General features: G+C 70.5%; 11 protein-coding genes, 1 pseudogene and 2 CRISPR repeat arrays. Of the genes and pseudogenes, 4 read left to right on the top strand and 8 right to left on the bottom strand.

Annotated elements, in window-relative coordinates; genetic code table 11:
* The first annotated feature begins 56 nt into the window (after nucleotides 1-56).
* From ACZ4O3_RS40270 to ACZ4O3_RS40255, 4 genes and pseudogenes are all read left to right on the top strand, one after another.
* Nucleotides 57-1,627, top strand: a pseudogene (locus ACZ4O3_RS40270) (helix-turn-helix domain-containing protein).
* Nucleotide 1,628: 1 nt separating this feature from the next.
* Nucleotides 1,629-2,204, top strand: coding sequence for a transcriptional regulator (locus ACZ4O3_RS40265; RefSeq protein ID WP_467727226.1), 576 nt, complete (start codon nucleotides 1,629-1,631; stop codon nucleotides 2,202-2,204).
* 849 nt (nucleotides 2,205-3,053) lie between these two features.
* Nucleotides 3,054-3,290 (top strand): hypothetical protein, encoded by a 237-nt coding sequence (locus ACZ4O3_RS40260; RefSeq protein WP_467727224.1) that lies wholly within the window; start codon nucleotides 3,054-3,056, stop codon nucleotides 3,288-3,290.
* Nucleotides 3,290-3,562 carry a hypothetical protein gene (locus ACZ4O3_RS40255; RefSeq protein WP_467727222.1) on the top strand — a complete coding sequence of 91 codons (273 nt, stop codon included), beginning with the start codon at nucleotides 3,290-3,292 and terminating at the stop codon, nucleotides 3,560-3,562. The genes ACZ4O3_RS40260 and ACZ4O3_RS40255 overlap by 1 nt, the downstream gene beginning before the upstream one ends.
* 142 nt (nucleotides 3,563-3,704) lie before the next feature.
* A CRISPR array of direct repeats spans nucleotides 3,705-5,320; the repeat unit is 29 nt; unit sequence GGGACCATCCCCGCGGGCGCGGGGAGCAC.
* Between the two features lie 94 nt (nucleotides 5,321-5,414).
* Here ACZ4O3_RS40255 and cas2e read toward each other — a convergent pair.
* Genes cas2e through cas3 form a run of 8 tightly spaced genes read right to left on the bottom strand, consistent with a single transcriptional unit; the run spans nucleotide 5,415 to nucleotide 14,720 of the window.
* Nucleotides 5,415-5,768 carry a type I-E CRISPR-associated endoribonuclease Cas2e gene (gene cas2e, locus ACZ4O3_RS40250; protein ID WP_467727220.1) on the bottom strand — a complete coding sequence of 118 codons (354 nt, stop codon included), beginning with the start codon at nucleotides 5,766-5,768 and terminating at the stop codon, nucleotides 5,415-5,417.
* A complete protein-coding gene (gene cas1e, locus ACZ4O3_RS40245; RefSeq protein WP_467727218.1) occupies nucleotides 5,765-6,751 on the bottom strand; it encodes a type I-E CRISPR-associated endonuclease Cas1e in 987 nt (328 codons plus the stop codon). Before cas1e ends, cas2e begins: the two co-directional genes overlap by 4 nt.
* A 4-nt stretch (nucleotides 6,752-6,755) precedes the next feature.
* Complete coding sequence (gene cas6e / locus ACZ4O3_RS40240) at nucleotides 6,756-7,538, bottom strand: type I-E CRISPR-associated protein Cas6/Cse3/CasE (protein WP_467727217.1); 783 nt, start codon at nucleotides 7,536-7,538, stop codon at nucleotides 6,756-6,758.
* Nucleotides 7,538-8,260 (bottom strand): type I-E CRISPR-associated protein Cas5/CasD, encoded by a 723-nt coding sequence (gene cas5e, locus ACZ4O3_RS40235; RefSeq protein ID WP_467727215.1) that lies wholly within the window; start codon nucleotides 8,258-8,260, stop codon nucleotides 7,538-7,540. Before cas5e ends, cas6e begins: the two co-directional genes overlap by 1 nt.
* Nucleotides 8,257-9,450 (bottom strand): type I-E CRISPR-associated protein Cas7/Cse4/CasC, encoded by a 1,194-nt coding sequence (gene cas7e / locus ACZ4O3_RS40230; RefSeq protein WP_467727213.1) that lies wholly within the window; start codon nucleotides 9,448-9,450, stop codon nucleotides 8,257-8,259. The genes cas5e and cas7e overlap by 4 nt, the downstream gene beginning before the upstream one ends.
* Nucleotides 9,447-10,133, bottom strand: a complete 687-nt coding sequence (gene casB, locus ACZ4O3_RS40225; RefSeq protein ID WP_467727212.1) for a type I-E CRISPR-associated protein Cse2/CasB — start codon at nucleotides 10,131-10,133, stop codon at nucleotides 9,447-9,449. The genes cas7e and casB overlap by 4 nt, the downstream gene beginning before the upstream one ends.
* Nucleotides 10,130-11,824 carry a type I-E CRISPR-associated protein Cse1/CasA gene (casA, locus tag ACZ4O3_RS40220; protein ID WP_467727210.1) on the bottom strand — a complete coding sequence of 565 codons (1,695 nt, stop codon included), beginning with the start codon at nucleotides 11,822-11,824 and terminating at the stop codon, nucleotides 10,130-10,132. Before casA ends, casB begins: the two co-directional genes overlap by 4 nt.
* On the bottom strand, nucleotides 11,817-14,720 hold the full coding sequence (gene cas3, locus ACZ4O3_RS40215) for a CRISPR-associated helicase Cas3' (protein ID WP_467727208.1): 2,904 nt from the start codon (nucleotides 14,718-14,720) through the stop codon (nucleotides 11,817-11,819). The genes casA and cas3 overlap by 8 nt, the downstream gene beginning before the upstream one ends.
* 258 nt (nucleotides 14,721-14,978) lie before the next feature.
* Nucleotides 14,979-16,726: a CRISPR direct-repeat array (repeat unit 29 nt; unit sequence CTGCTCCCCGCGCCCGCGGGGATGGTCCC).
* Nucleotides 16,727-17,568 lie beyond the last annotated feature (842 nt).

The following is a 17,568-nucleotide window of genomic DNA, read 5'->3' as shown; positions in this document are numbered from 1 at the left end:
CAGGGCGGAGATCGGCCCCCACAGCGCCACACAGACGATCAAGGAAGGAAGTCCCGATGGACCGGGACACGACCTCCACCGGCCGCGCCGCCATCGACGCCCTGCTGGCCGGAGTCCGCGACGAGCCCCCGCTGCCGAACCCGGACGTCCGCCGCCGGCTGCGCGAGGCCATTAACCTGACTAAGACTCAGGTCGCGCGCGCGGTCGGCGTGAGCGCGTCGACCCTCAGCGGATGGGAAGCCGGCCGCGACCCGAACGGCGAGAACCGCGAGCGGTACGCCTACTTCCTGGAGCAGGCACAGGCCAAGCTGGACAGCCGCACGGACGCGGCCGACACCGCGGCCGCTGCCGACTCCAGCCCGGCCGCCGCGACCGCGACCACCACCGACAGCAGCGACCAGGACGACGACTTGCTCGCCGTGCCTCAGCCGTGCGTGCTGTGCGGGCAGCCCGCCCGCCACCAGGTCGCCGGGTTCCCCCAGCACCTGGACCCCGCCCAGTGCACCGCCGCAGTGCCCCCGGCCCCGCAGCCGGCACCCGCTCCCGCGCCGACCCCGGTTCCCTCTCCGGCACGGAGCAGCCGGACCGGAGGGGTGCGGCAGGCGCCCCGTGGCCGACAGGGCGTGAAGGTGGTGGCGGCCGGGCGCCGGGTACGGCCCGCCGACGCTCCGGACCCGCTGGCCGGGCGGATCTCCTCGGCGGTGGCGGCCGCGCTCGCCGAGCACGGCGGGGACGTCGCTGAGGCGACGGCGGCGCTGGTGAAGCGGGCGATCCCGGACGCGATGGCGCTGCTCGACCAGGCCCGCACGGGCGGCCGGTACGACGTGGTCGCGCACCCGTGGCTGCCGGACGTGCTGCGCAAGCAGTCCGCACGGGGCGCGGACCAGGTGTGGGAGGCCCGGCCGAAGTGGACCCGGCCCGAACTCCCCGCCGGGCAGCACGAGGTGACCGCGCTGGACATCAACGGCGCCTACCTCAGCGCGCTCAAGACCCACTTGCCGCTGGGGCAGCTGGAGCACTCCGAGGGCGATCAGCACGACCGGCGCCGCGCCGGCATCCACCTGATCACCCCGCCCCACTGGGACCACGACGCCGTGCTGCCCAACCCCATCGGCAGCCGGGACGAAGCCCGCTGTGGGTGACCGAGCCGACCCTGCGCCTGCTCCTGCGGATCTCCGGCCCGAAGTACGGCCTGTGCGACCCGCCCGTCATCCACGAATCCTGGACGTCCGGCGCCACGGAAGGACTGCTGGAGAAGTTCCGCATCACCCTCAAGGACGCCCGGGACCAGGCCATCACCGATGACGACGACGTCACGCTCGAGTACGTCAAAGCCATGTACTCCAAGTTCGTCTCCACCATGGGCGAGTCCAACTACAACCGCGAGCTCTACCGCACAGACTGGATGCACCTCATCCGCTCCCAGGCCTTCGCGAACCTGTGGTGGAAAGCCCACCGCGCCTACGACGAAGGCCTCCTGGTGGTCCGTGCCATGGGTACCGACGAGCTGCACGTGGCGGGTGACTGGCGCGCTATCTTTCCCGAGGGGCGCGGCGTGACCGAGGTGAAGGTCAAGGACGTCTACACCGTCGGCGACCCCGCCCCGATGAACCCGGAAGAGGCCTGACATGCCCGAGCGCAACCTCGACTTCGGCAAGTTCGGCGCCCGCGGCATCAAGGGCCACGAAGCCGTCGCGCGCCAGCTCGACGCGCTCGCTGGGTACATCGCCACCCCGATCACCGCCCGCCGCGGCCTGCTCGCCCGCCTGCACTACCTCACCCGCACCGACCACGCCCAAGCCGCCGCCCGCACCGCCGGCCTGACCGCCACACCCCGCACCATCCGGGCCTGGCTCGCCGGCACGCGCTCCCCGTCGCGTGCGAACCTCGCCGCGATCGAGCAGGCCTACCGCGCCGTGCGGCGCGAGAACGTCGCCCGCTACCTCCTCGCCCGCCTCAACCGCGACGGCCGCGGGACCCGCGTGGAGTTCCACCCGCTCAACCAGAGCCAGGTCACCCGGCCCCAGCAGCGAGTGGTGGAGTACCGGACGCTGAACGTGCGGCGATGGGACCGGATCGTCGCCGCATGGGTTGCCGACGATGACGACGCCCTCGACACCGCCTGGGTGGACGACGCGGTGGTCGACCTCGGCTCCCAGTGGGGCCAGTACGAATACGTCACCAACATCGGATTCGCCGCCTGACCAGTCGCTCACTCCGGTCCTGTCCACCACTCTCAAGCGTGTGTAAGCACGTGTAGGCGCGTGTAGGTACACGCGGGTACGATCGACCTGCGGGTGACACATAAAGCTTGATGACAAAGGGCCCCATCCCCGGGCGGCAACCCAGGTCAGGGGCCCTCCATCCGCGCTTCACCAGTGAGTCCGGCCGTCTGTCATCCGGCCGGACTTACTGCTGTCCGGACCCGGTACGGCCGTATCCACATGGTCCTCCATCAGGAGAGGTGCTTGAGCGCCAGGCTGGTGACGGTCGCCAGAACCGGTGACCAATCAATCAAGAACTGTCTGACAAGTCGTCGCCGTTCCCGGCGCCTGTCATCGTCGCCCTGATCATCACCATCTTCTGGTGGCGTCTGACCACCCATCGGACCCCCAAGCGCCCGAGTAGGTAAGCCCAGCGGGCTCGCCGGGCCCCCTCAACGGCCGGTGAAACCACCAACCGAGGAAGCACGAGACGGACACTGCGGAGGAACGGGCCTAAGCATATGGGAGCCGGTAACAACCTGAGCACCTTGCGGATACCGAGGTTATGACCTGCGAAAATGGGCGTGCAGAATATCGATACCGATACGGAGACCACCTCCCCCTGCGCAAAGGTCCACCGGGAAGGACCTTCCGTACTTAGATCAACGACACGAACATCACGACGGTTTCCTGGGAGTCGCCGAGGTAGGCAGGAAACACACCCCCTGGGCATCACGCGCCGTACCAGGTGCCTGGATATAGGACCGGCAGCCTGCATCCAGCCGCCCCCGAGTGGCTCCTCCGGCGCTACCGTGAAAGCACACGCCCGTCCCGTACTTGGAGGCTCCGATGGACGACCAGCCGCCCCCCGCTGACGGAGACGTTCGGCAGCAGCTGGAGCCCGCGGCCGCCGAAGCCGTCCGCGCGTACGCGGCGCGCACCCGCGAGCAAGCCGACCAGTTCGCCGCCGTGCTGGAGGACATTGCCGAGAACGGCCTGCCCTCGCCCGAGGACTGCGCCCCCTGGGAAGACCTGCGTGAATCCCATCTCGCCCGGCTGGCCGCTCAGCGGCCGGCCGTCGCCTGATGCCTCAAGGACGCGGGCCCCGTCGCGCCCGGATCGCGTTCTCCGACTCCGCCGCGAAGCAGCTGGAGAACATCACCAGCGAGGCGGACATCCACGCCCTGGACCGCGCCCTGGTCGTCATCTCCGTCGATCCAGAGATCGGCGAGGCGCTGCCCGGCGAAACCACCGGACCCCGGCTGCGCCAGTACACCGACGACGTCGAAGCCGTCCGCATCCTGTACTTCGTCACCGCCCTGCGCACCGTGGTCGTCGTCGCCTACATCGAGGTCTGACCCCTAGCTGGATGAAGATGCGCTGCTACGCGCAGTCCCATTTGCCGTCCTGCTTGTGACCGATACCGCCGCGGCGGCGCCTTGCCGGGTGATTCTTCTTGCCGTGTTCACCGTCGTGGCCGTCCGTCCCGGGCCGAGACAAGGAACGATCCCCGCGGGCGCGGGGAGCACACCGAGGTCCGGATGTGGTCGGCGACGCGCTCGGGACCATCCCCGCGGGCGCGGGGAGCACCGCCGTCGGTGGAGGGCGAGTTCTACGCGGCCGGGACCATCCCCGCGGGCGCGGGGAGCACAGGAAGGTGAGCAGTTGCTCGTCGGTGCCGTGGGGACCATCCCCGCGGGCGCGGGGAGCACCCGACGGCGGTGATGAGCGCACCGAACGAGGAGGGACCATCCCCGCGGGCGCGGGGAGCACGGATCGGCAGGAGCTCTTCCCCTGACCGGCTGGGGACCATCCCCGCGGGCGCGGGGAGCACGAGGACCTGGGCGCACCCATTAGGGCATTTCCGGGACCATCCCCGCGGGCGCGGGGAGCACGGTACGGCTCCCCTACCTGGGGAGATGACCCAGGGACCATCCCCGCGGGCGCGGGGAGCACGAAGACAGCTTGCCAGTCACCTGCGACGTGCAGGGACCATCCCCGCGGGCGCGGGGAGCACTGTCGCTCGCGAGCGCAGCGGGCGGCGGCACGGGGACCATCCCCGCGGGCGCGGGGAGCACGTCTTGCTGAGCGTCTGCTCCAGCTCTTTCTGGGGACCATCCCCGCGGGCGCGGGGAGCACATCACTGAGGGATGCGTCAACTACGGCCGCGAGGGACCATCCCTGCGGGCGCGGGGAGCACATCGTCTACCGGGCGCAGATCCGCCTGACGGTGGGACCATCCCCGCAGGCGCGGGGAGCACCGGCTATGGGGGAACGGCTTGCCGCGGGGGTCGGGACCATCCCCGCGGGCGCGGGGAGCACGCCCGCCTCGGCCTGGAGCCCGGCACCGAGCAGGGACCATCCCCGCGGGCGCGGGGAGCACTCTTCCTGGTGTCTGGCCGTCCGTGTGGCGGCCGGGACCATCCCCGCGGGCGCGGGGAGCACTATGCGCCGACCCGTGAGGACGTGGAGATCCTGGGACCATCCCCGCGGGCGCGGGGAGCACCCTCGCATCGGATGCCGTCGATGAGGACGTCGGGGACCATCCCCGCGGGCGCGGGGAGCACGTGGCCAGCTTTCCGCCCGAGGCCATCAGTTTGGGACCATCCCCGCGGGCGCGGGGAGCACCTGCGCTACAACCCGAGTCCGGCTGGTGAGGCGGGACCATCCCCGCGGGCGCGGGGAGCACATACCGATGGCTCGCGCGATGGCCAGCAGAACGGGACCATCCCCGCGGGCGCGGGGAGCACAGCTGGCTGCGTCGCCACAACTACCCAGCCGGGGGACCATCCCCGCGGGCGCGGGGAGCACCTGACGACGCAGTCTCTGTGCGCCTGAGCGTGAGGACCATCCCCGCGGGCGCGGGGAGCACGAACGGGTAGTTGATGCCGCCGCATCGGGTGAGGGACCATCCCCGCGGGCGCGGGGAGCACCCATGCCCCGGGAGGCCCGCCGCCTCGCCGGGGGGACCATCCCCGCGGGCGCGGGGAGCACATGTCCTGACGGTTCATGGCCGGGTCCTTCCGGGGACCATCCCCGCGGGCGCGGGGAGCACCGCCACATCGGAGGACTCCAAGCCGGCACCGTGGGACCATCCCCGCGGGCGCGGGGAGCACACTTGTTGACCTGCGGCTTTGTCATGGAGGCAGGCCAATCTGAAGTAGTTTCACTGATTCCGGCAAAGAGTCACCAAAGTGGATGAAATTCTCATCAGCTCCTGCCGTACTTCCGTCGTTTGGATGCGTTACTCCAGCCCTTCGGTGGGGTTTTCGCGGTATTCGAGCGGTTTGGGGCGCTCGGGCGGCGGATCAGTGTCAGGCCTTCGTGGTCGGTTGGGTGCCAGGCATGGTCGTAGGTGCGGAAGGTGAAGCCCTGTTCATTGTTGGTGGTGTGGGCAAGGAGTGCACGGCCTTGGTGGGCGTATTGCTGGACTTCGTCCCAGAGCAGGTCGCGTATCCGTGCGGAGGGGTTGCCGATGAAGACTCCGGCGGAGATCTCTAGGAGCCAGCGGGTGAGGAAGCCCCTCAGGCTGGGCGGACAGTTGGTGAGGACGATGACGGTCACCAGGAGAGCTCCACGTCGCTGTAGGCGTCTTGAGCGTCGGCTCTGTCGCCGTAGTTGCGGCCCGCGGTGACGGAGCGGCCGCCGTCCGTGTGGAGTGCGACGACGTCGAGGTCTTCGTTCGGCACCCCGGCCGGCGCTGTCTCCGGCAGGAGGAGGCGTTTGATGTCGTTGACGCAGCGGTCGAGCAGTGATGTCTCGTTGATGCGGTCCCGCAGGGCACGGCGGGTGCGCGGGCCGACGTCTTCTTCGTCCTCGGCAGCGATGTCGAAGGCGAGTGGGATGCCGATCTCAGTCTTGTACAGGTCGGCGATGTCGAGGACGAAGGACAGTTCGTGGCCGGAGTGGACGAAGCCGAGTGCGGGACTGCAGCCGAGGGAGGTGACCACCGCGTGGGCGATGCCGTACATGCACTGGGCGGCAGCGGTGACGGCTTGGTTGACCGGGTCGCCGCTGCTGAAGTCGCCGGGGGTGTAACGACGGCCGCGCCAGGGGACGCCGGTGCGGGCGGACTGGGCGTGGTAGCAGTTCTTGACGCGACTGCCTTCGCGGCCGAGGAGTTCCTGGCGGGTGAGTCCGGTGGGGTCTTCGTCGGGGAAGCGCAGTCGGTACATGGCGCGGGCGACAGCGAGGCGGCTGCGGGTGTTGGCCCACTGCACGGCTTGTGCTTCGGCGAGCGCGGAGGAGCGGGTCAGGGCGCGGCCGCTGGCGTAGTAGCGCACACCTTGCTCTCCCACCCAGCAGACGGCGGCGCCGGTTTCGCCGAGGACGCTCATGGCCTGGTGGGTGATGCGGGTGCCGGGGCCGAGAAGGAGGGTGCCGATGGTTGCCGACGGGATGTGGGTGGTGCCGTCGGCGTCCTCGGCGGTGATGGCGTTGGCGTCCCGGTGCACGGTGCAGCGCTCGAGGTAGAGGAAAGAAAGCCGTTCGCCGGTGCGGGTGAGCTGGCGCGGGGTGAGCGCGGAGCGCCGGGAGACTGTGGTCACCGTTTCACCTCGGCGTGCCGAGCGGTGCCAGGGTGAGCAGGCCGCAGCCGTATGCCTTGGCCTTGCCGATTCCCTGGGTCAGGGCGTTGCGCAGCAGTTGTGGGTCGGTGATTTCGAGGCGTCCGTCGAAGGTGACGGTGACCAGGCTGACGGGGGCGTGGCGGCCGCTTCGGGGGCCGGTGCTGCGGGATTTGTCGAAGGCGAGGGCCCGTTTGTCGCGGACGGTGAGTTCGTACTGGTCGCCGTGGTGGGGCTGCCTGGTGTGGGTGGTACCGCTGGGAAGGAGTCGCTTGTCGTCTGCTTTCTCCAGTACGCGGAAGCCGCAGGTTTCCTGACGCTTGAGGAGCCAGCCCATCTGGTGCACGGGGGTGAGATGGGCGGTGCGCTTGGTCGGTTCGTCGTCCTTGCGGCGGGCGTGGTGGACGGGGTTGGCGGTGAGGCGGAACGCCCACCGGTCGCCGGTCGCGAGCCGTTCGAGGAGCGGGCCGTAGGGGCGGCTGTGCCAGCCCGGCTCGGCCGGGTCCGCGGCGGCTGCGGCGGGCCAGCCGGCTTGTTCGACGAGGTGGGTGAGGTCGGGCCGGCCGGGGCTGACGATGTACAGAAGGATTTCGGCGCGGGTGGTGTGGTCCAACCGCCAGAGCACCCGCGGACCGCCTGAGGGGGGTGGGTCGGTGGGTAGCAGTGCCGGAAAGGATGACATGACGGCCGCGTGCATGGCCTGTGGTGAGGACAGCAGGCGGCGGGCACCGGAGCGCGCGGTGTTCAGACGGAAGCGGGTGAGGAACATCAGGCGCTCTCTTCGTCCAGGGCGTCGAACGGGTCGTGCCGGGGCAGTTGCCGGACGGACGGGTTGGGGACACTCACGCTGTAGGTGACCTGGGTTCGCAGAATGTGGCGCCGGTGCTCGGCGGCGAAGCTGAGCGGCTGGTCGCGCAGGGTGTCCGCGGCGTTCTGCTCGTGCTCGTCCGCTTCGCGCAGCACGGTCAGTTCGATCTCGCTGTGGTCGCGGTACTGCTTGCGGTACCAGGGTGAGGCCTGCCATGGTTCCTCGCGCAGTGCGTCCTGCAGACAGGCGTGGTCGTGGAGGCGGAGCTCGACGGGGAGGGCGGGCGGGCAGGAACGGCGGCCGAGGAACGGCGCGTAGACGGGGGCGCGCAGCGCTGCGTGGAGTTCGGCGAGCAGGCGGTGGTCGCCTTCGAGAGCGGCGACGAAGACGGCGTCGGCCAGGTAGAAGCGTTCGGACAGCGGCATGGATTTGCCGGTGACACTGTGGTGGGCGGTCTGGAAGTCCCGTATCCGGGTGCCGGGCTGGTCGATGCGGACGCCGAACCGCAGGGCGGCCAGCGGCTTCAGCCGGTCGTCGTCGCCGCGTTCGGTGCCGGCTGCGGCAGCGAGCATGCCGATGACGCCGCTCTTGGTGGGGGCGGACTCGGTGGTCCGGCGGGTGAAGCGGGCCGAGGCCCCCCAGGACTGCAGGGGGCCCGCGAGCCGGAGGGTCAGCACGCTCATGCGGGCTTCTCCAGGCGCTCGGCAACGGCCTGCCCGACGGCGGTGACGAGTGCATTCATGTTCTGCGCTTCGGTGCCGATCCCGGCGAGTTTGCGGGTGTTCGGGCCGACGCGTAGTACCCAGGTGAGAGTGGAGTTTTCGTCGCCGTAGGCCCGTTCGATGTCGGGGATGTACTCGGCCAGGCGCTCGGAGGCCTCCCGGACGTAGCCGCCTGTGTCGCCGCGCACCGGGTCCTCGAAGGCGGCGACGAAGCTGACGGGCCGGGTGGTACGCAGTTTGACGATCACGGCGTCGGGCAGCGTGTGGTGCCCGAAGGTGTTGATCTTTCCGGTGGGCAGGGAGGCGACGAAGCCGTGGACGAAGGCCTCCACGGCACGGCGGACCGGGTCGGTGCGCGGTTCGTCGTCGCGCAGGCCCTGTCCGAGGGTGGCGGCGAGCTGGTGGACGCCGAGAGCGGCGTAGCGGTAGAGGGTGGCGGAGTTGAAGTCGACGGTGCCGATCATGCCGGCGCCGGTCTCCGCATCGGTGTTCTCGTCGTCGACGGCGGTGTAGTAGTCGGACTCGTTGTCCACGCGGTGGACGCTGATGGCGTGGGCGACCTGGACCGCGGCGTCGACGTTGATGTCGGCGTCGTCGGCCACCATGCGGCCGAACAGGGCGATGTCGACGGAGTGGAGGGTGTCCGCGATCTGCTTGGCGCGACCCTTGTTCTCTTTGTCCTTCAGATACGCCGTGATGTCGGCGGCGCCCTCAAGGGCGAGGCCGGCCAGGCCGTCGAGTTGGCGGGCGCTGAGAAACACCAGGTATTTGGACTCGGGTGCCGGTTCCGGCTCGCCGTCCTTGGCGGCGGCCGCCTTGCGCCTGGGAATCTCGGTCTTCAGCCCTGTGGCCTTGATGGTCTCGTCCGCGATCCGCAGCGCTGTCTCACCGGTGAGGGAGGGATCAAGGGCGGTGATCCGGTCGGCGACCGCCTCCACGATCTTCTTGGTCCGTACGCCGAGCTCGCTCGCGTCCAGCAGGTCCTCGTTCTTGAAGTACGTACGGGTAGCCCGCTTCCATGCCTGGCTGGAGACGCGGGCACGCGGCACGCCCCCGTACACCGCCGTCTTCGGCGTGCCGGTGTCGTCACGGTTGATGTTGCTGGGCGGGACGGTCTGCAGGGCGTGTACGTCGAGGAAGATGCGGTTCACGAGGCGTCCTTGTCGGTTTCCGTGGCGCTGGTGGTGCCGAGGCTGGGGGAGGGGGATGTGCCGTCGGTGGGCGTGACGTGCCAGGCGTGGAAGGAACGGCCCCACTCCCTGCGGACGGTGTCCGCGCCGCCGGGCCACTGCCAGGTGTAGAGCTGTCCGGCGAGCTGAGCGTGATCGAGTTCGATGTCCTTGCTGCGCAGCAGGACGACGATGTCGCGCAGGCGCTGGGCAAGGACGGTCAGGTCGGGTGCTGTGCCGGCTCGCACCAGGCGCTTGTGCACGGGTTCATCGATCTCGCCGGGCTTCATCATCCGGCGCACCGCGGCTCCCAGACCTCGGCGGCGGCCCGGCCGGTCGGCCTGGTACATGCCGGTGCGGCGGGACTGCTGGTGCAGTGCGTACAGGGTGAGTGCGACGTGCAGGGCGTCCTCGGCCCGGTTCAGTTCGCTCTCGCTCAGCGGACGGCCGCCGTCCGGTGTTTCGTGCAGGGGGCCGGTGTCGATCAGGGCCCACAGGTCGGGCAGCTGCCCGGCCTCCCGGCCGGCGCCGCGGCGGAGCCGGGCGAGGGCGGCGACGGCATGAGGCTGATCAGCGAGGCAACCCCGTTGCAGGGCGGTGATGTGGCCGGCGGCGAGCCGGGCCACGCGTTCGCGTGGGGTGGCAGGTGCGGTGACGGTGGTCATGCGGGTGCCTTCACGGTGGTTTCGGGTGCCGGACTTGCGTCCGTGTCCGGCGGCGTGTCAGGGGAGTCAGGGCGCCCCAGGCCCTTGTGCAGAGCGGCACGGAACCACTTGCCGGCGAGCGCGGAGTTGAGCCACTCGGTGCCGTGCTTGAGCTCAACGATCCGGCCCTGCCAGGCCACGTCTCCGGCCGCGGCCATCAACTGGTCGCCGACCTTGCTGACGATCCCGTACACCTGTTGCTGCCAGACGGTGCGCTTCGCGTAGGGGTCGTCGGTGTCGGCGAGGTGGGCGAGCCAGGTACGGTACGGGGCCTCCAGGAGACCGTAGGCGAGATCGCGGGCGCCGGCGCGGGGCCCGTCGGTCCCGGTGCCGGCCGCGCGGGCCAGGTTGGTGGCGAGGTCACCGAGCGCATTGACCGCGAGGTCTGCGTCTCCGACGGCCGCGATGGCCTGTTCGCAGTAGCGTCGGTCCTGCTCATGGAGCAGGACGACGGCCATGGCCACGTGGTCGTCGACGATCTCGTCGATCACCGACTGCTGCGTGCCGTAGCGTGCGCCGATGATCCGCGCCCGGACGAGGAATCCGCGTTCCAGTTCTCCCTCCGTCACCAGGCGGGCCACCCACTCCAGGATTCCCGGCCGCAGGTAGTCGGCAGCCTCCGACCGTTGGGCCGTGCCGGGCTCGGTGGCGACCAGGGCGCCGAGCCCGCGCCATGCGGAACGCTCGGGAGCGTGCTCGCGCGGCAGATAGACCGGACTCCGGCGGAGTTTCGCCTCCTGAGGCTTGCTCCGTCGCCAGGCGGTCATCGGCTCCCGGTGCTGACGGTCGCGGGCGGCGAGCGGGTCGCCGTAACCGAGGACGACGCCGTGCACGCCGCTCTCGTCGAAGTGGAGCCGCAGACGCCGTGTCTGCCAGGTGTACAGGTCGCGCACACCGGTCGGAGCGCGCTCGGCGCCGCCCGGGCCGCACGGCTGCCTGCGCCATGCCGGCGCGTCCGCTTCGTCGATCTCCACGCTAGTGGTGTCGGCGGCCACCAGGTTCAGCAGCAGCGTCTCGCGCAGGGTGCGGCCTTCGACGAAGACGCCACCGAGGTTCCCTGCCCAGCCGACACCGAGCGGGTAGACCTTGCCGCCCTTGGCGCGCTGGTCGCCTTCCACGCCGGTCTTGATGCCGGAGGTGTCGTAGGCGTGCGCGTGGACGACCCAGCGGGCTGCCTCGGCGAAGGTGAGCCGCTCGACGGCGGGCATGCGGGCGGTGAAGAACGGTTCTCCGTTGGGAACGTCCGCCACGATCCGGTTGAGGGAGAACACCTCGTCCTTCGCCGTGCGCAGACCTGCGGTCTGGAAGAACGGCGCCTCAGCATCCAGCAGGTCGAACCGTCCCCGGTGCGCGGCGAGGTACGCGCCGACCGGCGCGAAGCAGGTCTCGTCCGTCCATAACTCTGCCCACGCGTCGATGTCCTGCGGCCCGTCGAGTGCGTCGTGTGCGACCGTGAGCAGCAGACGGACCAGGGCGAACTCCTGGGTGGGAAGGTCACCGACGATGCGCCGCAGGTCGTGCGCCTGCTCGAAGACCTGGCGCAGCGACAGCTCGTCCTGGCTGCCGTTGCTTCTGAGGACGGGGATCCACGGCCGGGCAGTGAGGTCGAACGACAGCACCCCGTCGCTGTTGTTCTGATCGGTTTCAGGCACGGGTCACCTCGAGGCCGTCACGGGGGCTGTACCGGAGGCAGAAGCCTGCCAGGTGGGTCTGACAATCCTCGTCGAGCGGCAGGATCAGCTGGCCGGCAAGCCAGTGACTGTCTTTCACCTGCCAGGCGGGGATGTGGAGTTCCTCAAGCTCATCGATCGCCCGGTCCATGACGCCGGCGTAGCTGAACTGGATCGGCAGCCGCAGTCCGCAGCTCGCCGCGACGCGCGCCGTAAGCGCGGTCGGTACCTGATCCGTGGGAAGCGGCAACCCGGCGCGGAGGCGCCCCCTGCGGTCGGGCGCGAGCCACGGCACCGTGGCGAGCGTGCCATCGGCGCGCCGCTGGACGACCACGACCTCCAGGCTCTCCTTGCTGTCGCGGACCTGGGCCCGGCCTTGGCGGGTGTCGTCCGCGTCACCGACCCCCGCCGCAACCCAGCCGAACAGCGGACGCCCCGGGCGGCCGGCAGCATCCAGCCGGAACGTCGCGGCCCGCTCGGCCTGGTCCGCGCGGCGCTCCTCATGGCGGGCGCGGGCAGATTCCCATGCCTCCGCCCAACCGGCCGGCCCGTCCCGCTCTTCGGCATAGGCGCGCTGCACCAGCGGACTGATGTCCGCCGGAAGCCCTACGGGACGCTCCCGACCGCCGTCGAGGTGCGGCAGCAGCACGGCAGCAGAACGCAGGAGCGCGTACGCCCCGTACACGGCAACCGAGCCGCGTACCGGCGCAGGTACGGGCGCAGTCCAGTCGACGCCTGTGACCAGGCAGCGTGCCTGGCGCAGCCGCTCCGGCCGGTCGGTCTGTTCCTCGCCGCCGCGCAGGTGCCGGTGCAGGCGTCCCATGCGTTGCAGCATGAGGTCAACCGGGGCGAGGTCGGTGACCAGCAGGTCGAAGTCAATGTCCAGAGACTGCTCGGCAACCTGGCTGGCGACGACGATGTGCGCCGCCTGCGGCCGGTCGGCTCTGCCCGGTCGCCCGAAAGCCTTCAGGAGGCTCGCGTCCTTGGCGGCACGGTCGACGTCGATGAAACATGAGTGGGCGACGGTGACGTTCATCTCCCCGAATCTGTCCCGCAGCGCAGCCGCTGCTTCAAGGACACGGCGCACGGTGTTGCGTACGACGAGGGCGCAGCCGCCTCCGGCGAGTTCCCTCTCCAGCCGGTCCGCGAGAACATCCACGTCGTCGTCGAGCCGCTCCAGTTCTACGTCCGTGGCGCGGCCCGAGGCCACAGGACACCGCATGACCGGATCGCCCCCGGGCGTCACCGCCGTCAAGAGCGGATACGCGTCAGCCCGGGCGACGGCATCGAACGCGGCTGCGGCCTGGCCGGTGGTCTTCCCCGCGTATGCCTCGGCCAGCTCCCTTCGCCGACCGGCCGGCAGTGTCGCGGACAGCACCACCACAGGCACCCGGTAAGCACCCAGCCACGCCAGCACCCGGTCGAGATAGACGCTCATGTACGCGTCGTAGGCGTGCGCCTCGTCGATCACGACGACCTTCCCGGCGATCGCAAGGTGACGCAACGCCAGATGCCTGCTTTTGAGCCCGGCGAACAGCAGTTGATCGACCGTCCCCGCCACGAACGACGACAGCATGGCCTTCTTCCGCCCCTGGAGCCAGGCGTGGGCGACAAGTTCGGCGGCAGCAAAACGGTTCCGGCTCGCCGGCCGCCACTCACGCTCCTCGGATCCGTCCACGTCGACCGCAGCGATCCGCCGGGCCGCGCCCATCAGGCCGGCGAAGTCGTCGTTGAGAACAGCCTTGGAATGCGCCAGCTGCACCGAATAGCGCCTGCCCTCGGGGGCCGGCAGGCGGTCGAGCCAGTCCAGCAGACGGGGAAACATCGCGTTACTGGTGGCCATCGTCGGCAGCGCGAAGAACACCCCGCCCGCCCCACACCGCGACGCAAGGATCTCCACAGCGGCGAGCGCGGCCTCCGTCTTCCCTTCTCCCATCGGCGCCTCGATCACCATCAGCCCCGGCTCGCGCATACCCCGGGCCAGTTCGACAGCCGCCTCCTGCACCGGCCGGACCTTCGCACCTGGCGGAAGGTCGAACCGGGACGCGAACAGCTCCTGCACATCTGCGACCGGTTCCTCGGCATGCCACGGACCCGGCAGGTCCAGTCCACGCCAGGCGGCCGCGACGCGCTCTCGGCCCGTGCGGGGTACGTCCTCAGGAAAATAGGGGAAGAGGTCGGGATTGCTGGCGATCCAGTCGGAGACGATGACCAGCGCAGAAAGCAGTACCTGTACTGGTTGCGGCAGCTTCACACCCTGCCAGGCCACCAGACACTCGCGGACGCCGAACTCGTCCGCGCACGCGTCGAGCAGCTCCTCCTGCACCCGCCTCCACAGCGCCCGGCTCGACCCATGCGTGCGCAGCAGGTCAGGGTGATGGTCAAGCGCCTGGATCTGGCCGTGCTCGGGCGGCACTCCGTGATGCCCGCCCACCGCCACCGTGAACTGCCCGGCCTGCTTGACCGACCAGCCGTACCGCGCCTCCAGCCATTCCCCCAGCAGGACCTGTCCGGCCAGCCCGTGCGGCGCGAGCCGCCGATCCGCGCCCATCGCCTGCCGGGAGCGCATCTCAAGCCCATGGCCACGCATGTTCTGCGCCAACTGCTCGACCTGGCAGGCGAACGCGGGCGTCGCCTTACCGATGTCGTGCACACCGGCCAGCCACACCACCAGCCGGCGCGCATCCACCTCCCCACCCGGCAGCGCACCAGCGATCAATCTCCGCACGGACAGCGGCAGCCACTCGTCCCACAATCGCCCGGCCACGGCAGCACTGTCTTCCATATGCCGCCACAACGGCAGCCACCGGTCGGAATCACGCTCGTGCTTGGCCCACACGCTCAACGCCGGCGTGGCCAACCGGACATGAAGCCCCATAGGGGCGTCCCCCTCGCCTCTCATGCCAGATACATACAGGACATATGTGAATCGCGAAGTCAATATGAAGAAACCGAGAAGGCTCTGCCGCAAGCTCGTACCGAGCCGCAGGTGTCGATACGGGGACAACCCTTAAGGTTGAGGTCCCGACCGGCCATCCCAGCAAGACCCCGAAGGGGCGGTAAGTACCTTTTGCCGGACTCGCTGAAACTCATGGAAACCACGGCCCCTGTGCCGTAAACCCGCAGGTCGCACAGTCTGCTCCCCGCGCCCGCGGGGATGGTCCTATCCCGATTCACCTCGTCGGCAGACCGCGGCACTGCTCCCCGCGCCCGCGGGGATGGTCCCGCCACCATCAAGGTCGACGCGAAGCTGAAGGACTGCTCCCCGCGCCCGCGGGGATGGTCCCAACCGCACGAACAGCTTGTTGAAAGCGCACCCCTGCTCCCCGCGCCCGCGGGGATGGTCCCGAGGCGTTCGCGGAACGCCTCGGGATCTCCGACTGCTCCCCGCGCCCGCGGGGATGGTCCCTGCTCCAGGGTTGCCTGCAGCGACCGGATGATGCTGCTCCCCGCGCCCGCGGGGATGGTCCCTCGGGGCGTCCGAGCTGGCTCTCGGCCTGCCGCTGCTCCCCGCGCCCGCGGGGATGGTCCCTCGGCAGGCATCTGCGTCAGACCCGGCTGAACCTGCTCCCCGCGCCCGCGGGGATGGTCCCTCCACCCCCGGCTCACGGAAACCCTCCACGCGCTGCTCCCCGCGCCCGCGGGGATGGTCCCGCCATCACCAACCCGCTCCCAGCGTCGGTGGTCTGCTCCCCGCGCCCGCGGGGATGGTCCCGTCGGCCAGTCCGCGCCTGAGGACGCCTACCGCTGCTCCCCGCGCCCGCGGGGATGGTCCCGCGGCGTCCGCGTCGGCGATGCCGAGGGCGTGCTGCTCCCCGCGCCCGCGGGGATGGTCCCGAGCCCTGCACCTCGCGGCGGGTCACGACACGCTGCTCCCCGCGCCCGCGGGGATGGTCCCTGGATGAGATGCGACCGCTCCTTGATCGTCTCCTGCTCCCCGCGCCCGCGGGGATGGTCCCTAGAGCTAGCTTCGTGGCATGCACCAGCCGCTCTGCTCCCCGCGCCCGCGGGGATGGTCCCGAGCCGCTCACGCTGTGGGGCACCGGGGCCCACTGCTCCCCGCGCCCGCGGGGATGGTCCCACGGCGACTCAGCTCGGCAGCAACATTCAGATCTGCTCCCCGCGCCCGCGGGGATGGTCCCGCGTCGACGACGCTGGAGAACACCGCCAGCTTCTGCTCCCCGCGCCCGCGGGGATGGTCCCTGGACAATGGCGGCGTGGCGTTCGCGCGGGGTCTGCTCCCCGCGCCCGCGGGGATGGTCCCACGATCCTCGGCGACGGCATGGCGGGCCAGGGCTGCTCCCCGCGCCCGCGGGGATGGTCCCACCAACCACTCCTGAACCACCCGGGCCACTGGCTGCTCCCCGCGCCCGCGGGGATGGTCCCCCCTATGTGGGTCGGACGTCCGTTGTGGATGCCTGCTCCCCGCGCCCGCGGGGATGGTCCCAGCTGCGCTTCGGTGTCCGGGTCGATGTGGGCCTGCTCCCCGCGCCCGCGGGGATGGTCCCTGGCAGCAGTACGGCGCCTGCACCAGCAAGAACTGCTCCCCGCGCCCGCGGGGATGGTCCCCCCACCCGGTGCCAGCGACAGCCGGAGGCGTTCTGCTCCCCGCGCCCGCGGGGATGGTCCCCGCTCGAACAGCCGCCGCAGGCCGATGCGGGCCTGCTCCCCGCGCCCGCGGGGATGGTCCCCGCTCGAACAGCCGCCGCAGGCCGATGCGGGCCTGCTCCCCGCGCCCGCGGGGATGGTCCCCTCCAGACAACGCGCTCGGCGAGGTCGCGGCCCTGCTCCCCGCGCCCGCGGGGATGGTCCCGACTCGGCTCCGCCGGACGTCCAGTTGGCCGGCCAGACGCTCCTGCTCCCCGCGCCCGCGGGGATGGTCCCTCGTACAGCCCGAACAGGATGCCGTGCGGCGCGCCCGCGGGGATGGTCTCGCGACCCCCCACCGCACCACCACACTGGTCAACTGCTCCCCGCGCCCGCGGGGATGGACCCGAGGCCGAAGACGGCGTCGTACGGCTCTCCGCCTGTTCCCCGCGCCCGCGGGGGTGGTACCTGTGCGGCGATCACAGCCGTGTCGATCAGATGCTGGCCACGTTTGGGCCGTCGAGGCCTCCGGCACTCTCGACTACGTCACCGACCCCCACCACGCCCTGGACGCGATCGGCGAATCCCTCGCCGACCTCAGCGAGGCCCATGGACTGCCCAACCCGGAATACGCCGCAATGGATTCCCTGCGGAACGCCATGAACGCATTCAGCGAATACGTGGCGGCATTTCTAGTTGGCGTAGCGCCGGTATCCGTCCGGCAATGAAAGAGGGGATGCGCCGTCATCCCAGAATCCATCCCGGCCGGGAAATGACGCATTCTCCAGGGTCTAGTGTGATCGGATCCACCGGGGAATCCGTGCGTCATGCTAGATCGGGGCGAGGGTGAGGGCTTATCCCAGAACCTAGCCCGTTCACAGGTTTGACGCACCCTCTGACACTGACGACCTGTCAGCGTCGGTCGGGCGCAGGCGAGTCGGGCCACCCTCCCCTACTGCTGCTGCGGCTCTTCCCTGACTGCGGAGCAGTCAGGCCCCGGACCAGCGCGGAGCGTTGGTCCGGCAGGCCGGGCACGGAGTGCCTGGCCCCTCCGGGCGGAGCCCGGAGGTGTCCGGCGCGCAGCGCCGGTAAGCGTCGCGTAGCGACGCCGCGTCGCGTCTGCGGAGCAGACCGCGCGC

The sequence above is a fragment of the Streptomyces sp. NPDC026515 genome (assembly GCF_055567595.1).
The sequence above is the reverse complement of the archived record's forward strand: the minus strand, read 5'-3'. Positions and strand labels throughout refer to the sequence as shown.

Bases quoted from the DNA above. Each gene is read 5' to 3' on its own strand.
- ACZ4O3_RS40260 (WP_467727224.1), top strand. From the start codon at position 3,054: ATGGACGACCAGCCGCCCCCCGCTGACGGAGACGTTCGGCAGCAGCTG.
- cas5e (WP_467727215.1), bottom strand. From the start codon at position 8,260: ATGAGCGTGCTGACCCTCCGGCTCGCGGGCCCCCTGCAGTCCTGGGGG.
- cas3 (WP_467727208.1), bottom strand. From the start codon at position 14,720: ATGGGGCTTCATGTCCGGTTGGCCACGCCGGCGTTGAGCGTGTGGGCC.
- casB (WP_467727212.1), bottom strand. From the start codon at position 10,133: ATGACCACCGTCACCGCACCTGCCACCCCACGCGAACGCGTGGCCCGG.
- ACZ4O3_RS40255 (WP_467727222.1), top strand. From the start codon at position 3,290: ATGCCTCAAGGACGCGGGCCCCGTCGCGCCCGGATCGCGTTCTCCGAC.
- ACZ4O3_RS40265 (WP_467727226.1), top strand. From the start codon at position 1,629: ATGCCCGAGCGCAACCTCGACTTCGGCAAGTTCGGCGCCCGCGGCATC.
- cas6e (WP_467727217.1), bottom strand. From the start codon at position 7,538: ATGTTCCTCACCCGCTTCCGTCTGAACACCGCGCGCTCCGGTGCCCGC.